At 71.0% G+C, this 19343-nt stretch carries 14 protein-coding genes and 1 pseudogene; 12 read left to right on the forward strand and 3 right to left on the reverse strand.

What is annotated here, in order from left to right:
• Positions 1 to 21: 21 nt before the first annotated feature.
• Positions 22 to 2559, reverse strand: coding sequence for an ATP-dependent Clp protease ATP-binding subunit (locus tag LK06_RS27820; RefSeq protein WP_039648228.1), 2538 nt, complete (start codon positions 2557 to 2559; stop codon positions 22 to 24).
• Between the two features lie 398 nt (positions 2560 to 2957).
• Between LK06_RS27820 and LK06_RS27825 the strand changes: the two genes are divergently transcribed.
• On the forward strand, positions 2958 to 4733 hold the full coding sequence (locus LK06_RS27825) for a hypothetical protein (protein ID WP_086083526.1): 1776 nt from the start codon (positions 2958 to 2960) through the stop codon (positions 4731 to 4733).
• A gap of 92 nt (positions 4734 to 4825) precedes the next feature.
• Here the strand turns inward: LK06_RS27825 and LK06_RS34605 are convergent.
• Positions 4826 to 5149, reverse strand: a pseudogene (locus tag LK06_RS34605) (RNA-guided endonuclease TnpB family protein); the annotation flags it as partial.
• Between the two features lie 53 nt (positions 5150 to 5202).
• On the opposite strand from LK06_RS34605, the gene LK06_RS27835 reads away from it, so the two are divergent.
• The 8 genes from LK06_RS27835 to LK06_RS27870 all read left to right on the forward strand — a co-directional run bounded on the left by LK06_RS27835 (position 5203) and on the right by LK06_RS27870 (position 14954).
• Positions 5203 to 5421 (forward strand): Arc family DNA-binding protein, encoded by a 219-nt coding sequence (locus LK06_RS27835; protein WP_107067931.1) that lies wholly within the window; start codon positions 5203 to 5205, stop codon positions 5419 to 5421.
• Between the two features lie 474 nt (positions 5422 to 5895).
• A complete protein-coding gene (locus LK06_RS27840; RefSeq protein WP_039648221.1) occupies positions 5896 to 6738 on the forward strand; it encodes a nitrilase-related carbon-nitrogen hydrolase in 843 nt (280 codons plus the stop codon).
• Entirely contained in the window at positions 6681 to 8018 is a 1338-nt protein-coding gene (locus LK06_RS27845) for an aspartate aminotransferase family protein (protein WP_052269670.1), read from the forward strand. Before LK06_RS27840 ends, LK06_RS27845 begins: the two co-directional genes overlap by 58 nt.
• Positions 8019 to 8208: 190 nt before the next feature.
• The gene (locus LK06_RS27850) at positions 8209 to 9786 is read left to right on the forward strand and encodes a PucR family transcriptional regulator (RefSeq protein ID WP_039648217.1); all 1578 of its coding nucleotides are present in this window, start codon (positions 8209 to 8211) and stop codon (positions 9784 to 9786) included.
• Positions 9787 to 9941: 155 nt separating this feature from the next.
• Positions 9942 to 10784 (forward strand): nitrilase-related carbon-nitrogen hydrolase, encoded by an 843-nt coding sequence (locus LK06_RS27855; RefSeq protein WP_039648214.1) that lies wholly within the window; start codon positions 9942 to 9944, stop codon positions 10782 to 10784.
• 30 nt (positions 10785 to 10814) lie between these two features.
• Positions 10815 to 12218 carry a dihydropyrimidinase gene (gene hydA / locus LK06_RS27860; RefSeq protein WP_039648212.1) on the forward strand — a complete coding sequence of 468 codons (1404 nt, stop codon included), beginning with the start codon at positions 10815 to 10817 and terminating at the stop codon, positions 12216 to 12218.
• Between the two features lie 19 nt (positions 12219 to 12237).
• Complete coding sequence (locus LK06_RS27865) at positions 12238 to 13266, forward strand: TIGR03842 family LLM class F420-dependent oxidoreductase (protein WP_043408198.1); 1029 nt, start codon at positions 12238 to 12240, stop codon at positions 13264 to 13266.
• A 161-nt stretch (positions 13267 to 13427) separates the two neighbouring features.
• Entirely contained in the window at positions 13428 to 14954 is a 1527-nt protein-coding gene (locus LK06_RS27870) for an NCS1 family nucleobase:cation symporter-1 (RefSeq protein WP_039648208.1), read from the forward strand.
• 203 nt (positions 14955 to 15157) lie between these two features.
• Here LK06_RS27870 and LK06_RS27875 read toward each other — a convergent pair whose 3' ends face one another.
• Positions 15158 to 15826, reverse strand: a complete 669-nt coding sequence (locus tag LK06_RS27875; protein ID WP_043435369.1) for a hypothetical protein — start codon at positions 15824 to 15826, stop codon at positions 15158 to 15160.
• 586 nt (positions 15827 to 16412) lie between these two features.
• On the opposite strand from LK06_RS27875, the gene LK06_RS27880 reads away from it, so the two are divergent.
• The 3 genes from LK06_RS27880 (at position 16413) to LK06_RS27890 (ending at position 19341) form a co-directional block, all read left to right on the forward strand.
• Positions 16413 to 17258, forward strand: a complete 846-nt coding sequence (locus LK06_RS27880; protein WP_043435330.1) for an inositol monophosphatase family protein — start codon at positions 16413 to 16415, stop codon at positions 17256 to 17258.
• A gap of 158 nt (positions 17259 to 17416) precedes the next feature.
• Entirely contained in the window at positions 17417 to 18835 is a 1419-nt protein-coding gene (locus tag LK06_RS27885; RefSeq protein ID WP_174673945.1) for a phytoene desaturase family protein, read from the forward strand.
• Positions 18832 to 19341, forward strand: coding sequence for an O-acetyl-ADP-ribose deacetylase (locus LK06_RS27890; RefSeq protein WP_039648200.1), 510 nt, complete (start codon positions 18832 to 18834; stop codon positions 19339 to 19341). The genes LK06_RS27885 and LK06_RS27890 overlap by 4 nt, the downstream gene beginning before the upstream one ends.
• The last annotated feature ends 2 nt before the right edge of the window (positions 19342 to 19343 follow it).

Consider the following 19343-nt stretch of genomic DNA (forward strand, 5'->3'; position numbering starts at 1 on the left):
GTCCGGGCGCAGGGGAACTCCTCACACCTGTGGCGCAGGAGGCCGGGGCGTCTCCGTGCGGAAGTCCAGCCGCCCGTCCCGCTCGTCCACGGTGACCCGGCCGCCCTCGGTGATCGTGCCGTCCAGCAGCAACCGGGACAGCTGGTTGTCCACCTCCCGCTGGATGGTGCGGCGCAGCGGACGGGCACCGTACTCCGGCTGGTAGCCGTGTTCGGCGAGCCAGTCGACGGCCGCGCCGGTGAACTCGACCGTGATGCCCTGCCCGTCCAGCAACCGTCGGGTGCCGTTCAGCAGCAGGTCGGTAATCTGCCGCAGTTGCGCGCTCGTCAGCTGACGGAAGACGACGATCTCGTCGATGCGGTTGAGGAACTCCGGCCGGAAATGCTCGCGCAGCGGCCGTAGGATCTGCTCGCGCCGCGCCTCCTCGTCCGCGTCCGCGCCCCCTGGACCGAACCCGATCCCGGCGCCGCGCCGGGTGATCGCCTCCGAGCCGAGGTTGCTGGTCATCACGACGACCGTGTTGGTGAAGTCCACCGTCCGGCCCTGGGAATCGGTGAGGCGGCCGTCGTCGAGCACCTGCAGCAGGATGTTGAAGACGTCCGGGTGCGCCTTCTCCACTTCGTCCAGCAGCAGCAGCGAGTACGGGTGCCGGCGCACCGCCTCGGTGAGCTGTCCGGCCTCCTCGTGGCCCACGTACCCGGGCGGGGCGCCCACCAGCCGGGAGACCGCGTGCCGCTCCTGGTACTCGCTCATGTCCAGACGGACCATCCGTTCCTCGCTGCTGAACAGGGCTTCCGCCAGAGCCCGGGCCAATTCGGTCTTTCCCACCCCGGTCGGTCCGAGGAAGAGGAAACTGCCGATCGGCCGGTCCGGGCTGGCGAGTCCCGCGCGCGAGCGCAGTACCGCCTCGGCGACCGCACTCACGGCCTCTTCCTGGCCCACCACCCGCTGATGCAGGTGTTCCTCCAGGCCCAGCAGCCGTTCCTTCTCCTCCTGGGTGAGGCGGCTGACCGGGATGCCGGTCTGTCGGGAGACGACCCCGGCGATGGCCTCCACGGTCACCTCCAGCTGTCCCTCGTCGGCCTTCTCGTCGTCGGTGGCGCGCGCGATCCGCTGCTTCAGCTCGCCGATCCGGTCGCGCAATTGCTTGGCCTGCTCGTAGTCCTCGTCCGCCACCGCCTGGTCCTTGTCCCGGACCAACTGCTCCACCTCGCGCTCCATGGCGCGCACATTCGTGCCCTTCGTCCGTGCCCCGAGCCGTACCCGCGCGCCCGCCTGGTCGATCAGATCGATCGCCTTGTCCGGCAGGCGGCGGTCGGTGAGATACCGGTCGGACAGCGCGACGGCGGCGACCAGGGCCTCGTCGGTGTAGCGGACCTGGTGGTGGGCCTCGTACCGGTCGCGCAGCCCGCGCAGGATCCCGATGGTGTCCTCGATCGTCGGTTCGGGCACCAGGACCGGCTGGAACCGGCGGGCCAGCGCCGCGTCCTTCTCGATCCGGCGGAACTCCTCCAGCGTGGTCGCACCCACGATGTGCAGTTCGCCCCGGGCAAGGGCCGGTTTGAGGATGTTGCCGGCGTCCATCGAGCCGCCCTCACCGCCGGACCCCGCACCGACCACGGTGTGCAGTTCGTCGATGAACACGATCAACCGGTCGGACTGCGCGCGGATCTCCTCCACGATGGTGTTCATGCGCTCCTCGAAGTCGCCCCGGTACCGGGTGCCGGCCACGACCCCGGTCAGGTCCAGGGCGACCACCCGGCGCCCGGCGAGAACGTCTGGCACGTCGCCGTCGGCGATCCGCTGCGCGAGCCCCTCGACGATGGCCGTCTTGCCCACGCCCGCGTCACCGATCAGGACCGGGTTGTTCTTGCCGCGCCGGGACAGCACCTCGATGGTCTGCTCGATCTCCGTGTCCCGGCCGATGACCGGGTCGATCCGGTCCTGCCGGGCCAGGTCGGTCAGATCGCGGGCGTACTTGTCCAGTGTGGGCGTGGCGGTGGGCCGCTGCCGCTCAGGGCGGATCTGCGGACTCTCCGGGACCTCCGGCGGCAGCGCCCCCGAGGAGAAGTGGGCGGCGTGCAAGATGTGCCCGGCCGCCGAGTCCGGGTTCGCGGCCAGCGCGGTCAGCACGTGCTCAGGTCCGATGTAACCGGCCCCGCTCGCCCGCGCCATGTCGTGTGCGTCCAGCAGCGCCCGCTTGACGGCAGGGGTCAGCGACAGGGAGGTGGGTGGCGGCGTCTCGCCCGGCGGGTGCTGCACCGGGCCCGCCCGGCCGTCGATCTCCGTTGCGAGCGAGTCCGGGTCCGCGCCCGCCCGGCTCAGCAGGGACCGGGTGGGCTCGCTGTCCGCGGCCGCGCGCAGCAGATGCTGGGTGTCCAGGTCCTTGCTGCCGTGTTCGGCGGCGTACAGGGCGGCTCCTCTGACCAGTTCCCGGGCCGGCTGGCTGAGCAGGCGGCCGATGTCGATGTGCCGGGGGCGGTTGGTACCGCCCGCGGCTCCGCTGAAGAAACGGGCCAGGAACTCACCGAAGGGGTCAGGAGGGTAGCCGTTGGTCATGGCGTTCCGTTCCTTCGCTGACGACTTGCGGAGCGGCCGGATCCGGGCACGGGCCGCTCCTGCCACGATGACACGATCCGTTGGGCTGGGCATGTTCGCCTGCGGGAACGGCGCCGCCCGTCCGCCTGGCAGGTGTGTGAGGGGTGGCGGGCCGGCCCGCCCGCGGCTTCCCCGGCGCTCACGTGGGCCCCTCGCCTGCGGGCCCGGTCCGGGAGCTTCGCGTGACTGCCACCGTGTGCTCCGTGCTCCGCGCGTGCGGGGTGGACGCGGCCTGCGCAACGGTCGAGTTTCCGCCATGTGCCGTCCGCGCACTGCCGGAAAACTCTGCGTAGCAGACCCGTAACACAACTGGTGTTGCCTACCGACCGGAGTGCTGGCGGCCGGGCAGGAGCTGTGCGATGACTGTGGATCACATTCCCGGTCGGGTGAGGGAGTTCGCGGGTTATCTGGACGGTCTCATGGCCCGCATAGACCGTGGCGAGGGCTGGAGCCGGGTCTTCTGGCAGCGGGACCCCGAGGGGATGCGGGCCTGCCTGGAGGGGCGCGAGGTGCCGCCGTGGGACGTGGTGGAGGCACTGCTGCAGGACCTGGGCGCGGCGTACGGCCCCGCGGGTGCGGCGGCCGAGGGGGAACGAGCCCGCACACTGCACACGGCCGCTCTCGCCGCATACGACGCCCTGCCCGGCGCCCGGGACGCCCTCATCGACCGCCTCGACGTCATGCTCCGTGAGCAGCGCTACGCCGCCGAGCGTGAAGCCGGGTTGGGCCGCCGGCTGTCGGAGCCGGTCGCCGAGGCGGAGGCCGCGTCGCTCCGCCTCGACCTCGCCTGGGCCCGCGACAACCATGAGCGCGCCACCGCCCGGTGCACCGAACTTCGGACGCGTCTGGCGGACTTGGAGCACCGGTCGGGGAGCGGTGACCCGGCCGGGGAACCGCCGGGGGCGCGCCGCGGGGGCGCGGGCCGAACCCCGGAAACGGTGGGGGAGGGGCCGACGGGTGCGGCGGTTCCACCCGACGGCAGCGGCCGGGGGCCTGCGCGCCGTACCCACGCGCCCACCTCCGGGCAGCCCTCGTGGTCCGCTGCACCCGGTGCGCCGCCCGCGGCAAGTCAGGCGCCCCGGCCGGCTGGGAACGGGGCCGGCCGGTCCGGCCGTCCCGGAACGCCCACCGGCGCGGAGGCATCTCCGGCCGGCCCGGTCCGGCCCGCCGCCCGGGTCCACCGGGGCGGCGGGCCCTTCGCTCGGACACCGCAGGCCGCCGACGCGCCCGTCGACCGGGCCGGCCCCGTCCCACCCGCGCTCGGTGCGTCGGGCTTGGCGACCGCCGCCTCCGACTCCGCCTCCCCGGTCGGCGCGGCTACCCCCGCGGACCGCTCTCCTGAGCCACCGCACCCCACTCCGCCCGTGTCCGCCCCGCCCGCACCCGGCAGGGCGCGCAAACGCCGCCGTGGCAGCGCCCGCTTCGCCGGCATGGTCGACGACGGGGCCGCCCCCGTCGTCGTACCGCAGGCCCTTGCACCGGACGCACCGGACGCACCGGACGCACCGGACACGGCCGGCGGGCGCCGCACCCCGCGCGGGGCCCGGTTCGCGGGGGCCGCGGAGCCTGCCCCAGCCGCGCCGGTGGTCACCGGCCAGGTCGACGACCAGGCGCGTGAGGCGGTCGCCGGGGCCGTCGAGCGGCTGGCGCAGTTGCGGGCCCAAGGGCGCAGCGGGGAGGCACATGTGCTGCTGGCCGAGGCCGCGCAGTGGCCCGCCGCCCGTTTTCCGCTGCTCGCGGGCGCGCTGCACCGGGTCGGGCTCGGTGCCGACTGGGCCACACTGCTGTGGGAAGCCGCCTCACTACCTGTCGAGCGGCTGGTCGCCGTCGCCGATGAGCTGGTCGCCACGGGCCGGGAGGCCGACGGTCAGCAGTTGCTGCGGCACGGAGTGGCCCGTCCGGCAGAGCGCATGGGTGAGGCCCTGCTGTGGCTGGACACCGAGGGCCGCCGGCGTGAGGTGCAGGTGCTGCTGGACGCCTACGTCCGCGTCCGCACCCCGGAAGAGGCCGCCCGCAGTGTCGCCGTGGACCCGGTCCGACTCGTGCCGCTGCTGCTTCGGGCCGCGCACGACGTCTCCGAGGAGCGGCACTGGGACCTCGTGCACGCCCTGAGGGTCGCCGGGCACGCACTTTGACATCCTCCTCTCCCTTGAAGGGAGAGGATTCCTGGCTCAGGCTCCCTCCGGGAGCAGCGCTCCTGGAGGTCTTGCGCCGTCGGCACCAGCCGGGTTGGCGGCACGTCCCGCTTGCGCTTGATGCGGGGCATTCCGGCACGCTGGCGTACCGGCAGCTTCGCCTTGATGTCCTTGAGTGCCTTGGCGCGGGACCTGGCGAAGTCGCGGATGGTCTGCTGCTGCGGCACCGAGGCGCCCTCACACAGCCAGGTCATGGCGTTGCGGGCCCCGGTCAGCATCTTGTCGAGCTGCGCCGGGCCGCACGTCGTCCTCTCGGTCTCGCCCCGGACCCTGCGGGACACTGCCACGCACTCATTCCACACCCACCGGCATCGTGCCCACTCGGCCATCAGACCGGCGCGGGCGGTCGACGACATGCGGAGCCGGTAGGTGTACCGGGCGCGCCCGGCGCCCTCCGTCACCTTCCGTCATGTCGTCATGGTGTCAATCTGCCACCGGCAGAACACTTGAAACCCACTACTCTGGGGTCATGGATGAAGAGAAGCGCATCACGCTCCGCCTGCCCTCCGACCTGCATGAGTGGTTGGTCGCTCAGGCCAGGTCCGCTCGCAGGTCCCTCAACTCCGAGATCGTCTACCGGCTGGAGGTCGAACACGACGCCACCGTAGCCGACGCCGGGACACCCTGACGGCGATTCGACTTTCCCTGCCCCGCTCCGCAGGAGTCCGATCCCTCCCCGACCTGAAAGCCGGGGCATCCTCGAAGGAACCCGGTGAAACGACTCCTCCCGGCGGCTCGCGGCTTGCGGCTCGCATCCCGCGGATCATCGGGCGCGCACCGTCGGCGGGGCCGACCGCGGGAGACCCCGTACGTGCCGTCCGGGCTGCCGGGCCCGGACGGGTACCCGGCCCGGCAATCTGGTGCCCTGCTCGGGCCGCGGGTGCGATGACGCAGGGTAGTCGCGCTCCATGTGCCGTCGTCCCGGTGCGCCCCGGTCCGCCCTCGGGTGGGTCCCCGCTCACCCACAGGAGTGTGAAACGTGATCGACTCCGCGGGTTAACGACGATGGTCTTGGCAAGGGCCTCCCAGAGGCTTACGTTCGTCCCTCTACGGCCTGCTCTACGGGCGTAGAGGCTCTGACGTCGCGTCGAAGGATCAGCTCATGGCCAACGTCGTCCGCGCCGCACTGGTCCAGGCCACCTGGACCGGCGACACCGAGTCCATGGTGGCGAAGCACGAGGCGCACGCCCGTGAGGCGGCCCGCCAGGGTGCGCAGATCATCGGGTTCCAAGAAGTCTTCAACGCTCCCTACTTCTGTCAGGTCCAGGAGCCGGAGCACTACCGATGGGCCGAGCAGGTACCGGACGGGCCGACGGTCCGCCGGATGCAGGACCTCGCGCGCGAGACCGGGATGGTCATCGTCGTCCCCGTCTTCGAAGTCGAGCAGTCCGGCTTCTACTACAACACCGCGGCCGTGATCGACGCCGACGGCACCTGCCTCGGCACCTACCGCAAGCACCACATCCCGCAGGTCAAGGGCTTCTGGGAGAAGTACTACTTCAAGCCCGGCAACCGGGGATGGCCGGTCTTCGACACCGCCGTCGGCAAGGTCGGCGTCTACATCTGCTACGACCGGCACTTCCCCGAGGGCTGGCGGCAACTCGGCCTCAACGGAGCGCAGCTGGTCTACAACCCCTCCGCCACCCACCGCGGCCTGTCCGCTCACCTCTGGCAATTGGAGCAGCCTGCCGCGGCCGTCGCCAACGAGTACTTCATCGCCGCCATCAACCGGGTCGGCAAGGAGGAGTACGGCGACAACGACTTCTACGGCACGAGCTACTTCGTGGATCCGCGCGGTCAGTTCGTCGGTGAGTTGGCAAGCGACAAGACGGAGGAACTCCTCGTGCGCGACCTCGATTTCGGCCTCATCGAGGAAGTGCGGCAGCAATGGGCTTTCTACCGCGACCGCCGCCCCGACGCCTACGAAGGACTGGTGCAGCCGTGAAAGACCTCTACTCCCGCCACCGCAGGGTCCTCCCGGACTGGCTCGCCCTCTACTACGACGACCCGTTGGAGATCACCCACGGCGAGGGACGGCACGTCTGGGACTCCGACGGCAACAGGTACCTGGACTTCTTCGGCGGCATCCTGACCACGATGACCGCGCACGCGCTGCCCGAGGTGACCAAGGCGGTCTCCGAGCAGGCCGGGCGGATCATCCACTCCTCGACCCTCTACCTCAACCGGCCGATGGTCGAACTCGCCGAGCGTATCGCCCAGGTGAGCGGCATCCCGGACGCCCGGGTGTTCTTCACCACGTCCGGCACCGAGGCCAATGACACCGCCCTGCTGCTCGCCACCGCCCACCGGCGCAGCAACACGATCCTCGCCATGCGCAACAGCTACCACGGCCGCTCCTTCAGCACGGTCGGCATCACCGGCAACCGCGGCTGGTCCCCCACCTCGCTGTCTCCGCTGCAGACGCTGTACGTCCACGGCTCGGTGCGCACCCGGGGGCCGTACGCGGAACTGGACGACCAGGCATTCACCGACGCCTGTGTCGCCGATCTGAAGGACATGCTGGGCCACACCCGGCCGCCCGCCGCGCTGATCGCCGAACCGATCCAGGGCGTCGGCGGCTTCACCTCGCCACCCGACGGACTGTACGCGGCATTCCGTGAGGTGTTGAACGCACACGGGATCCTATGGATCGCCGATGAGGTGCAGACCGGCTGGGGCCGCACCGGAGAGCACTTCTGGGGCTGGCAGGCCCATGCTCGCAGCGGTCCGCCGGACATCGTCACCTTCGCCAAGGGCATCGGCAACGGCATGTCCGTCGGCGGAGTGATCGCCCGCTCCGAGATCATGAACTGCCTGGACGCCCACAGCATCTCCACCTTCGGCGGCACTCAGATCACCATGGCCGCCGGTCTCGCCAACCTCACCTACCTCCTGGAACACGACCTCCAGGGCAACGCCCGCCGGGTCGGCGGACTGCTCATCGAGCGGCTGAGGTCCGTCGCCGCCCAGCTGCCCGGGGTGCGGGAGGTGCGCGGGCGCGGACTGATGATCGGCATCGAGCTGGTCAGACCGGGGACGGACGAGGCCGATCCACAGGCCGCCGCCGCGGTCCTGGAAGCGGCCCGCGCGGGTGGACTGCTCATCGGCAAGGGCGGCGGCCACAGCACCAGCGCCCTGCGCATCGCGCCGCCGCTGTCGCTGACCGTCGCCGAGGCCGAGGAAGGCGCGGCCATCCTCGAACGCGCGCTGAGGAGTTCGTACTAGTGCCGCGCCGGGCAGCGATTGCCCGTCAGGGAGCGGCATCCGGTAAGTGCTCTCGGAGCGCCGGCCAGAAGCCCTCGTGCTGGACGCACGCGGGTTGTCGGACGGTGCGGCGAGCGTGCGTGCCGGGCGTCGCGACGGGGCGAACGCCGCCTGTTGCGGCACCAGCACCGCCCGAGCAAGGGATACGGCCATGACCACCGTTGCGCCCACCACCTGGCAGCCGCTGGAACCCGCGCTCTCGGTCCGCCGGGTGCTCACCCTGGAGCGGGTCCTCGCCGGCGAGCCGGAGGTGGTGGCGGGGGCCGGACAGCTCGACCGGCCGGTGCGCTGGGTACACGTCGCCGAGGCTGCGGACGTCGGTGTGATGCTCAGCGGCGGCGAGATGGTCCTCACCACCGGAGTCCTCCTCGCCGGGGACGAGGCCAAGCAGACCGAGTACATCCGGTCCCTGCACCGGGCCGAGGCCGCGGCCGTGGTCCTCGGCCTCGGGCGGGCCTTCCCAGCACCGCCCGAGGTGATGCGCCGGGCAGCCGAGCGGTGCGGTCTGCCCCTGGTCGTCCTGCACCGGCCCTTCCCCTTCGCCGAGCTGACCGAGGAAGTCCAGTCCCGGCTGGTACGGAGGAAGTTCGCCGCCGTCAGCCTGTCGGAAACCGTACGGACCGCGCTCACCGGGCTGATCACGGCCGGCGCTCCGCTGCAACGGCTGCTGGACGAGGTCGCCCGGCACAGCGGCTGCCCGGTCGTCGTCACCAACCTCGCCCACCGAGTCCTCGTCACGGCTGGGGAGCGGTCCGCGGTGGACGACGTACTGCGCGACTGGGAGCGGATCGCCCGGCAGGCGGGCGGCAGCGCGGGCGACGGCTGGATCTGCACCGCGCTGGGCGGAGGCGGGGAGCGGTGGGGCCGGCTGCTGTTGTGCGGCTACCGGGGGGAGACGGCGACCGGACGGCTGCTCGCCGACCGGGCCGCCGAGGCTCTCGTCCTGCACCGCATGCTGAGCGGCGGCTCTGCGCACACCTGGGAGGAGCAGTCTGCCCAGTGCCTGCTGACCGACCTCGTCCGCGGCGCCGTACCGGCCCGGCAGTTGCTACCGCGGGCCCGGGCGGCCGGACTGCCGGTGAACCGGCGGACCTTCGTCCCGCTCGTCGTGCCCGGCGTGGATCCGGCCCGGCTGGACCGTGTGCTGCGCGTGCTGGGGCTGTCCGGTCTGGCCGGTGAACTTGCGCCCGGGGTGACCGCTGTGCTGCTCAGCCTCGCCCGCGACCAGTACGCCGAGGTACTGACCGCACATTTCGCGAGCCGGCTGCGCACCGAGAGCGGCGCACCGGGCACGGTGGTCGCCGCCGCCGATCCGCGCGCTGCCTGGGACGACGTGCCCGCCGGGCTGCGCGAGGCGCGGCACGTCGCGGACGCCGTCGCCGAGTCCTCCGCCGCCCTCGACCTCCCTGCCGTCGTCCGCCTGAAGGACGTCCACCTGCGCGGTCTGGTCCGGCTGCTGCGCGACGACCCGCACGTGCAGGCCTTCGCCGAGAGGGAACTTCACGGGCTGCTGTGCGACACGGAACCGGAACTGCTGAACGTGCTGCGCACCTATCTCGCGACCGGCCGCAACAAGTCACGCACCGCCCAGCTCCACCACGTATCCCGGCCCGCCCTCTACCGCCGCCTGGAGACGATACAGGCCCGGCTCGGCGTCGACCTGGACGACTTCGAACAGGCGGCCTCCGCGCACATCGCGCTCCTCGCGCACGACGCACAACAGCGGTGAACCACAGGGCCACTGAGGAGAACAACGGTGAAACATGGAGCCTGGAACACGTGACACGGTGGCACGGGCGTGGCCCACAGACGTGACACGCTGCCACTCAAACCGCCCGCCTGGGCTTCCTAGGCTCGCCGCACACCGAGCTACCGGAGGTCCCGATGAGCCGAGTGATCCGTGCCGCCCTCTTCCAGACCACCTGGACCGGCGACAAGGAATCCATGATCCAGGTCCACGAACAAGCGGCCCGCGACGCGGCTGCCCAGGGTGCCCAGGTCCTCTGCTTCCAGGAGCTGTTCTACGGCCCCTACTTCTGCCAGGTCCAGGACAAGGCGTTCTACGAGTACGCCGAGAGGATTCCCGAGGGCCCGACCGTCCAGCGCTTCCAGACACTCGCCCGCGAACTGGGCATCGTCCTCGTGCTGCCGATGTACGAGGAGGAGCAGCCCGGCGTGCTGTATAACACGGCCGCGGTGATCGACGCCGACGGCTCCTATCTCGGCAAGTACCGCAAGACCCACATCCCCCAGGTGCAGGGATTCTGGGAGAAGTTCTATTTCCGCCCGGGCAACAGCGGCTGGCCGGTGTTCGACACCGCTGCCGGCCGGATAGGCGTCTACATCTGCTACGACCGCCACTTCCCGGAAGGCTGGCGGGCGTTGGGGCTCGCCGGCGCCGAGATCGTCTTCAACCCGTCGGCCACCTCCCGCGGCCTGTCCCGCTACCTGTGGCAGCTGGAACAGCCTGCCGCGGCCGTCGCCAACGAGTACTTCGTCGGCGCGATCAACCGGGTCGGCGTGGAGGACCTGGGCGACAACGACTTCTACGGCACCACCTATTTCGTGGACCCGGAGGCCCGGTTCGTCGGGGAGGTCGCGAGCGACAAGGAGACCGAACTCATTGTCCGCGACCTGGACCTGGCCAAGCTCCGCGAGGTCCGCGACCGCTGGCAGTTCTACCGCGACCGGGCACCGGGGGCCTACTCGCCGCTGACCGCGCCCTGACCGCACCAATCCCCTGGGAGGAGAGGGACCATGAGCAGCCGTACCGTCATCCGCGGTGGTCTCGTCGTCACCGCGTCCGATGAGATCCACGCCGACGTGCTGATCGAGGACGGCCGTATCGCCGCCCTCGCCGCCTCCGGCACCCCCGCGGCCGGGGCGTTCAGCGCCGCACGGGTGATCGACGCCACCGGGAAGTACGTCATCCCGGGCGGAGTCGACGCCCACACCCACATGGAGCTGCCGTTCGGCGGAACCTTCGCCTCCGATACCTTCGAGACCGGTACCCGCGCGGCGGCCTGGGGCGGTACCACGACGATCGTGGACTTCGCGGTGCAGAGTGTCGGCCACACCCTCCGCGAAGGCCTGGACACCTGGCACGCCAAGGCCGAGGGCAACTGCGCGATCGACTACGCCTTCCACATGATCGTCTCGGACGTGAATGAAGAGACGCTCAAGGAGATGGACCTGCTGGTGGAGGAGGGCGTCACCTCCTTCAAACAATTCATGGCCTACCCGGGGGTGTTCTACTCCGACGACGGGCAGATCCTGCGCGCCATGCAGCGTTCCGCCGGGAACGGCGGGTTGATCATGATGCACGCCGAGAACGGCATCGCCATCGACGTCCTGGTCGAGCAGGCCCTCGCCCGGGGCGAGAGCGACCCGCGGTACCACGGTGAGGTCCGCAAGGCCCTGCTGGAGGCGGAGGCCACCCACCGTGCCATTCGCCTCGCCCAGGTCGCCGGAGCCCCCCTGTACGTCGTGCACGTCTCGGCCATGGAAGCGGTGGCCGAGCTGGCACGCGCCCGGGACGAGGGGCTGAACGTCTTCGGTGAGACCTGCCCGCAGTACCTGTTCCTGTCCACCGACAACCTCGCCGAGCCGGGCTTCGAGGGCGCCAAGTACGTGTGCAGCACGCCGCTCAGGCCGAAGGAGCACCAGGCCCGGCTCTGGCAGGGGCTGCGCACCAACGACCTACAGGTGGTCTCCACCGACCACTGCCCGTTCTGCTTCACCGGCCAGAAGGAACTGGGCCGCGGCGACTTCTCCAGGATCCCCAACGGGCTGCCGGGCGTGGAGAACCGCATGGACCTGCTGCACCAGGCCGTCGTCGACGGGCACATCTCCCGCCGCCGCTGGATCGAGATCGCCTGCGCCACCCCAGCCCGGATGTTCGGCTTGTACCCGAAGAAGGGCACCATCGCTCCGGGGGCCGACGCGGACGTCGTGATCTACGACCCACACGCCGAACAGGTGATGTCCGTCCAGAGCCACCACATGAACGTCGACTACTCGGCCTACGAGGGCAAGCGCGTCACCGGCCGCGTCGAGACGGTCCTCTCACGCGGCGAACCCGTCATCGACCAGCGGGAGTACACCGGGCACGCCGGACACGGCGTCTACACCCCGCGCTCCACCTGTCAGTACCTCACCTAGGAAGGGAGCCAGGCACACCATGGATTTCGGACTCGTCCTGCAGACCGACCCGCCGGCCTCGCGCGTCATCAGCCTGATGAAACGGGCTGAGAGCAACGGCTTCACCCACGGCTGGACCTTCGACTCCGCCGTGCTGTGGCAGGAGCCGTTCGTGATCTACAGTCAGATCCTCTCGAACACCACCAGCTTGAAGGTCGGCCCGATGGTCACCAACCCGGGCACCCGAACCTGGGAGGTTACCGCCTCCACCTTCGCCACCCTCAACGACATGTTCGGCAACCGCACGGTGTGCGGCATCGGCCGCGGTGACTCGGCGATGCGCGTCGCGGGTCGCAAACCCAACACGCTCGCCCGCATCAGTGAGGCCATGAAGGTGATCCGCGCCCTCGGCCGTGGCGAGGAGGCCGACCTCGGCGGCACCAAGATCAGGTTCCCGTGGATCAAGCCGGGCGCCGAACTCCCCGTCTGGATGGCCGCGTACGGTCCCAAAGCACTCAAGATGACCGGCGAGGAGGCCGACGGCTTCATCCTCCAACTGTCCGACCTCTATCTCACCGAGTACATGGTGAAGGCCGTCAAGGACGCGGCTGCTGCCGCCGGACGCGACCCGTCGGAGGTCAGTATCTGCGTGGCGGCACCGGCCTACGTGACCGCGGACGACTCGCCCGAGGCTCTCGCGCACGCCCGTGAGCAGTGCCGCTGGTTCGGCGGCATGGTCGGCAACCACGTGGCCGACCTGGTCGCCAAGTACGGCGAGCACTCCTCCCGGGTTCCCGAGGAGCTCACCGACTACATCAGGGCACGCCAGGGCTACGACTACGCGCACCACGGGCGCAGCGGCAATCCGGACACCCAGTTCGTACCGGACGAGATCGTGGACCGGTTCTGCGTGATCGGCCCGGTCGCCAAGCACATCGAGAAGCTGAACGCGCTCCGCGCGCTGGGCGTCGACCAGTTCGCGGTGTACGACATGCACGACGCCCAGGAGGCCGTCATCGACGCCTACGGCACCCAGGTGATCCCGGCGGTCAACGCCCGAGCGACCTGAGCGCACACGCCGCCACCCTCCCTTCTCTCCGTCCCCCCGTCCCGTCCCCGTCCCGCTCCCCTCCACACCCCCCACCGCTTGGTCACCCCTCCCCGCCGTCCCGGGGAGGGGCCGGTGCCCGCACGGCCTCTCCCGACCCACCTCACCTGATTGGCCTGCCCATGACCGACACCGCTCCCACGGACATACCACCGTCCGCTCAAGTCACCCTCCCCGACGGCCGGGTGGAGATCGCCCCTGGCGCGCCGCAGCCCAGCGGCCCCTATGCCAACGAGGACCTGCTGCCGGTTCCGGTCGGCGGGCGCACCTGGACCACGTACAACTTCTCCGCGCTCTGGGTCGGCATGGCCCACAACACCGCCTCCTGGACACTGGCCTCCGGGCTGGTCGCGGTGGGCATGGACTGGAAACAGGCCGTGTTCACCATCGCCCTGGCCAACCTGATCGTGCTGGTGCCCATGCTCCTCACCGGGCACGCGGGCCCGAAGTACGGCATCCCCTTCCCGGTCTTCGCCCGCGCATCCTTCGGCGTACGCGGAGCGAACCTTCCGGCGGTCGTGCGGGCGTTGGTGGCTTGCGGCTGGTTCGGCATCCAGACCTGGATCGGCGGTGAGGCGATCTACTTCCTGGCCGGCAAACTGATCGGTGGCAGTTGGTCCGACGCCGCCCGCATCGGCGGTCACGCCTGGACCATGTGGCTGTCCTTCGCCGTCTTCTGGGCGCTCCAGGTGGCCATCATCCACCGCGGCATGGAGACCGTGCGCCGCTTCGAGAACTGGGCGGCGCCCTTCGTCCTTGTCGGTGCTTTCGTGATGCTGTGGTGGATGAGTAGCAAAGCCGGCGGCGTCGGCCCGCTGTTCGACCAGCCTTCCAGACTCGGCTGGGGAGGGGACTTCTGGAGACTGTTCTGGCCCTCCTTGATGGGCATGATCGGCTTCTGGTCCACGCTGTCGCTGAACATCCCGGACTTCACCCGCTACGGAAGGAGCCAGCGCGCACAGACCTGGGGGCAGGCCCTCGGCCTGCCGACCACCATGACGCTGTTCGCCTTCCTCTCCGTCCTCGTGACGTCCGGCTCCCAGGCGGTGTACGGCAAGCCGATCTGGGATCCGGTCCAACTCGCCGCCAAGACCGACAACGTGGCCGGGCTGCTCTACGCCCTGGTCACCGTACTGGTCGCGACGCTGTCCGTGAACATCGCGGCCAACCTGGTCTCCCCGGCCTTCGACTTCTCCAACCTGGCGCCGAGGAAGATCGGTTTCCGCACCGGAGCCCTGATCACCGCGGTGCTGGCCGTCATGATCCTTCCGTGGAAGCTCTACTCCGACCCGCAGGGCTACATCTTCACCTGGCTCGGCCTGGTCGGCGGTTTGCTCGGCACCGTCGCAGGCATCCTCGTCGCCGACTACTGGCTGCTGCGCCGCACCCGCCTGGACCTCGCCGACCTGTACCGTGCGGGCGGCCGATACTGGTACGCGGCCGGCTGGAACTGGCGGGCGGTCGTCGCCTTCCTCGCCGGGGGCACGCTCGCGATCGGCGGCGCCGACTTCCATCCGCTGATCGACGGCAGGCCCATCCCGGCCCTCGAACCTCTCGCCGACTACGGGTGGGCCGTGGGCCTCGGGGCCTCGATGGTGCTGTACGTGGCACTTACGTTCGCCTCGGGCCGGGACCGGTACCGGGTCTGACCGGCACTGGGGGAGCAGTGTCCGGCGGGCTCGGAGTCCGGCGAGTTCGGTGTTCGGCAGGACCGGCGTCCGTCCTGCTCCGGCTTGCGACCGTGCGGCGTCCGGCAGGTCGGGGACTGCACCGCGGCCGTCCCGGCGGGCGTGACCGAGGGCGTGGACGCCGGTTCCCGGCCGCTACGCGGGGCGGGCGGCCTGCCCACGGGTCAGCCCCGGCCGGCCTCCAGCGCACCGACCGCGGCCCGTGCCACCTTGATGGCGCCCTTGTTGATCTCGTCCGTGCTCGGGGCCTTCTTCGTCTCGAAGTTGCTGCCGCTGTAGGTGACGACCACCAGGGCGTTGGCGGTACGGACCATCACCACGCCCTCGCGGGTCTGCTGTTTGTCCTCCGTGGTGAGGTTCACGACCGAGTAGGCGGCGTCCCCTACCCCGGGAACGGCCCCGCCACCGCTCTTCTCGCCGACCCGCTGCTCGTACTCCTGCTTCGCCTCCTGGCCCGAGGCGCTGATCTCGAAGGAGACGTCGAGCCAGCGGTAGTCGTAGCCCTTGAGTGCGTTCCAGGAGCAGGTGCGGCGGAGTTTGGTGTCCGTGGACGGAATCTCCTTGCCCGCAGTCTTAGCCCCCGGCACCAGTGCCGTGATGGTGGCGGCGGGCACACTGGTGCAGGGGACGGGCGCGGTGGTGTACGCCTTTGGTGCCGCGGTGGGCGAAGGCGCGGAGGAGGGGGACCCGGCGGACGTCTTCTGCCCTGCCGGCCGGTGCCCGACCGCGGCCGGCGCGGCCGGGCCGGAGGTCAGCGCCCACCCGGCGCAGGCGAGGACCGCGACCGGCGACAGACGCGCGGTGAGGGCAAGCGGCAGAGGAAGAGAACGCACGGCGCACTTCTCGTGGGAGGGTGCGGAAGGGGTCCGCAGGGTGGACGGGGACGACAGTGTCACATGACTGCCTGTGAGTCGGAAGTGCCAACTCGCTGTGTGCCCGGCCGGTCACGGTGACGACCACTCGATGTACCGCTTCGCCCCATATGTGTTGGAGTCTGTCACCGGTCCGGTGGAGCGTTGCCCGGCGCGGCGGGCGGTCATCGCCGAGGCGTGAGGCCGGCGAGCCGGGCGACCGTCGCCGGACGGCCGGGCGGCCAGCGATCTGCCCGGGTGACGCCGGCGCGGGGAAGACGGCACGGGGGCGACGGCACGGAGAAGCCGCGCCTGAGAAGCAACACTCGGAAGAAGGCTGCGCCCGCCCGCGACCTGTTCGGTCCTGTCCCGGTCAGGCCCCCGTCACCGGTTCCGGTCTGGTCCCGGTTCTGGTCCCGTCCCGTACGACGTGCGAGGGACCGGTTCCGGTCTGGTCCCGTCCCGTACGACGCGCGAGGGCGTGACCGGCCCCCGTTCTTCACTCCGATTCCACCCGCAATACACCGGCGGGGCAGGGATTGTCAGCGGCGCGTGCTCTCATGGGGGCATGATCGAAGAGACGGAAACCATCGAGGAGTTTCTCACCCGCTGCTCGGCCGATGTGGAGGAAGCCGTACGCACGGCGGCTGCGGCCGAGATCCTTCCCCGCTTCCGGCGCCTCGCGGAGCACGAGGTGGCCCACAAGAGCGGCCCCCACGACCTGGTGACGGACGCCGACCGCCTCGCCGAGCTGCGCCTCACCGAGGCTCTCGGCGCCCTGCTGCCCGGCTCGGTGGTGGTCGGCGAGGAGGCGGTGCACGCCGACCCGACGACGTACGAGGCGATCCAGGGCGACGCACCGGTCTGGATCGTCGACCCGGTCGACGGCACCCGCCAGTTCGTGCACGGCGACGACGGCTTCTGCACCCTGATCGCGCTCGCTCACCGCGGTGTCGTCATGGCCTCCTGGACGTATGCCGCGGCACGCGGCCAACTCGCCACTGCCGTACGCGGCCGGGGAGCCTTCCTAGACGGGGAGCGGCTGATCGCGGGCCCGCCCTCGCCCGGTCGGGACCTCGTCGTCGCCACGTCCCACCCGGACTTCACCACCGATGAGCAGAAGCGGGTGCTGCGCGCCCTGTGCACCGACGGGGTAGCGCCCCGTCCCTGTGGTTCCGCGGGCCTTGAGTACCTCGCCGTCGCGCGGGGCGAGGCGGACGCCGTGGCGTTCTCCTGGGAGGCCGCCTGGGACCATGCGGCTGGGCTGCTTCTGGTCGAGGAGGCGGGCGGTGCACACCTCACCGGCGCCGGGGAGCCGTTCCGTGTGACCGGCGGCAACACGCTGCCGTTCACCGCCGCCCGTGACGCCGCCACCGCCCGCCGGCTGGCCGGCCTGCTGGGCGCGACGGCCTGAACCCACCACGCGTCGGCCGCCGTCCTGCGGTGGTCGGCCGTTCGCCCGGCGGCGTCCGCGCCCGACGGGACGGTGCGCGCATCACCCGGGGCCGGGCACAGCGGTCCTCCGGCATATCCTGAAACCGAGTGGCCATCGGCTGACGAAGGGGTCCGAAGGTGCCGTCGATGCTCGATGCGGTCGTGGTGGGTGCGGGACCGAACGGACTGACCGCTGCCGTGGAGCTCGCCCGCCGCGGTTTCTCCGTCGCCCTGTTCGAGGCGAGGTCCACCGTGGGCGGCGGCGCCCGCACCGCGGAACTGACCCTCCCTGGCTTCCGGCACGACCCCTGCTCGGCCGCCCACCCCCTCGGGATCAACTCGCCCGCGTTCCGTGCCCTGCCCCTCGACCGCTACGGCCTGCAGTGGCTGCACGCCGACCTGCCGATGGCGCACCCCTTCCCGGACGGCAGTGCGGCCGTGCTGTCCAGGTCGGTGGCCGAGACCGCAGCCTCCTTCGGGCCGCGCGACGCGGGTGCGTACCGCAGGCTGGTCAAGCCGTTCCTCGCCCACTGGGACACCCTCGTGCGGGACTTTATGTCCCTGCCGCTGACGGCGTTGCCGCGCGACCCCGTGACCCTGGCCCGGTTCGGTCTGGCCGGGCTGCCTCCGTCCACGTGGCTCATGCGCCGGTTCAAGGACGAGCGGGCCAAAGCACTCTTCGCTGGACTGGTCGCGCATGTCATGGCCCCGCTCAGCGGCCTGGCCACCTCGGCCGTCGGACTGGTCTTCGCCCTGGCCGCGCACGCCCGCGGCTGGCCGGTGCCCCGCGGCGGCTCCCAGGCGATCTCCGACGCGCTCGCGGCCTATCTGGCGGACCTCGGCGGTGGCGTGTACACCGACTTCGAGGTCAAGCGCCTGGATGACCTGCCGCCCGCGCGTGCGTACGTCTTCGACACCTCACCCACCGCGCTCGCCCGCATCGCCGGCTTCGGTGACTACTACGCCGGCTACCGTTACGGCCCCAGTGTCTTCAAGATCGACTACGCACTGGACGGACCGGTGCCCTGGACCGCCCCCGAGGCCCGTGCTGCCGGAACCGTGCAGATCGGTGCGAGCCGGGCCGAGATCGGCACTGCCCTGCGTGCCGCCTCCCGTGAGGGCCGCGCCCCCGACAGGCCGTTCATGATCACTGTGCAGCCCAGCGTGATCGACTCCAGCCGCGCCCCCGAGGGACAACACGTCTTCTGGGCGTACGGCCACGTCCCCAACAGCTGGTCCGGCGACCTCACTGACGCCATGGAACGCCAACTGGAGCGCTTCGCCCCCGGTTTCCGCGACCGCGTGCTCGCCCGCGCCGTCGCCGGCCCCGCCGAGATGGCGGCCCACAACGCCAACTACGTCGGTGGCGACATCGCCTGCGGCGCGACTTCCGGACTCCAGTTGCTGCTGCGGCCCAGGCCGTCCCTGTTCCCGTACCACACCCCCCATCCGGCCGTCTACCTCTGCTCCTCGGCCACCCCGCCGGGTCCCGGAGTGCACGGCATGTCGGGGCACAATGCGGCCAAGGCCGTGTGGCGCAGATTGAGGCAGGCATGACGACCATGACCCTGGTGCACGGCGACATCACCCGGCAGAGCGCCGACGTGATCGTCAACGCGGCCAACTCCTCCCTCCTCGGCGGCGGAGGCGTGGACGGTGCGATCCACCGTCGTGGCGGCCCCGCCATCCTGGAGGAGTGCCGCAGGCTGCGCGCTGCCAGACTCGGCCGGGGCCTGCCCACCGGCCAGGCGGTCGCCACCACGGCGGGGGAACTGGACGCCCGCTGGGTCATCCACACGGTGGGCGCCGTGTGGTCCGCGAAAGAAGACCGTTCGGACCTGCTGGCTTCCTGCTACCGGGAGTCCCTCCGGTTGGCCGACGAACTCGGCGCGCGCACCGTGGCCTTCCCCGCGATCTCCACCGGGGTGTACCGGTGGCCGATGGACGACGCGGCCCGGATCGCGGTGGAAACGGTGCGGAACACCCCGACAGCAGTCGAGGAGGTGCGCTTCGTCCTGTTCGACGACCGGGCGTACGAGGCGTTCGCCCGGCAACTCGACTGAAG

Source organism: Streptomyces pluripotens, assembly GCF_000802245.2.
In the GTDB taxonomy this organism is placed as follows: Bacteria; Actinomycetota; Actinomycetes; order Streptomycetales; family Streptomycetaceae; genus Streptomyces; species Streptomyces pluripotens.

Bases quoted from the DNA above. Each gene is read 5' to 3' on its own strand.
- LK06_RS27820 (WP_039648228.1), bottom strand. From the start codon at position 2,559: ATGACCAACGGCTACCCTCCTGACCCCTTCGGTGAGTTCCTGGCCCGT.
- LK06_RS27825 (WP_086083526.1), top strand. From the start codon at position 2,958: ATGACTGTGGATCACATTCCCGGTCGGGTGAGGGAGTTCGCGGGTTAT.
- LK06_RS27835 (WP_107067931.1), top strand. From the start codon at position 5,203: ATGTCGTCATGGTGTCAATCTGCCACCGGCAGAACACTTGAAACCCAC.
- LK06_RS27840 (WP_039648221.1), top strand. From the start codon at position 5,896: ATGGCCAACGTCGTCCGCGCCGCACTGGTCCAGGCCACCTGGACCGGC.
- LK06_RS27845 (WP_052269670.1), top strand. From the start codon at position 6,681: ATGGGCTTTCTACCGCGACCGCCGCCCCGACGCCTACGAAGGACTGGT.
- LK06_RS27850 (WP_039648217.1), top strand. From the start codon at position 8,209: ATGACCACCGTTGCGCCCACCACCTGGCAGCCGCTGGAACCCGCGCTC.
- LK06_RS27855 (WP_039648214.1), top strand. From the start codon at position 9,942: ATGAGCCGAGTGATCCGTGCCGCCCTCTTCCAGACCACCTGGACCGGC.
- hydA (WP_039648212.1), top strand. From the start codon at position 10,815: ATGAGCAGCCGTACCGTCATCCGCGGTGGTCTCGTCGTCACCGCGTCC.
- LK06_RS27865 (WP_043408198.1), top strand. From the start codon at position 12,238: ATGGATTTCGGACTCGTCCTGCAGACCGACCCGCCGGCCTCGCGCGTC.
- LK06_RS27870 (WP_039648208.1), top strand. From the start codon at position 13,428: ATGACCGACACCGCTCCCACGGACATACCACCGTCCGCTCAAGTCACC.
- LK06_RS27880 (WP_043435330.1), top strand. From the start codon at position 16,413: ATGATCGAAGAGACGGAAACCATCGAGGAGTTTCTCACCCGCTGCTCG.
- LK06_RS27890 (WP_039648200.1), top strand. From the start codon at position 18,832: ATGACGACCATGACCCTGGTGCACGGCGACATCACCCGGCAGAGCGCC.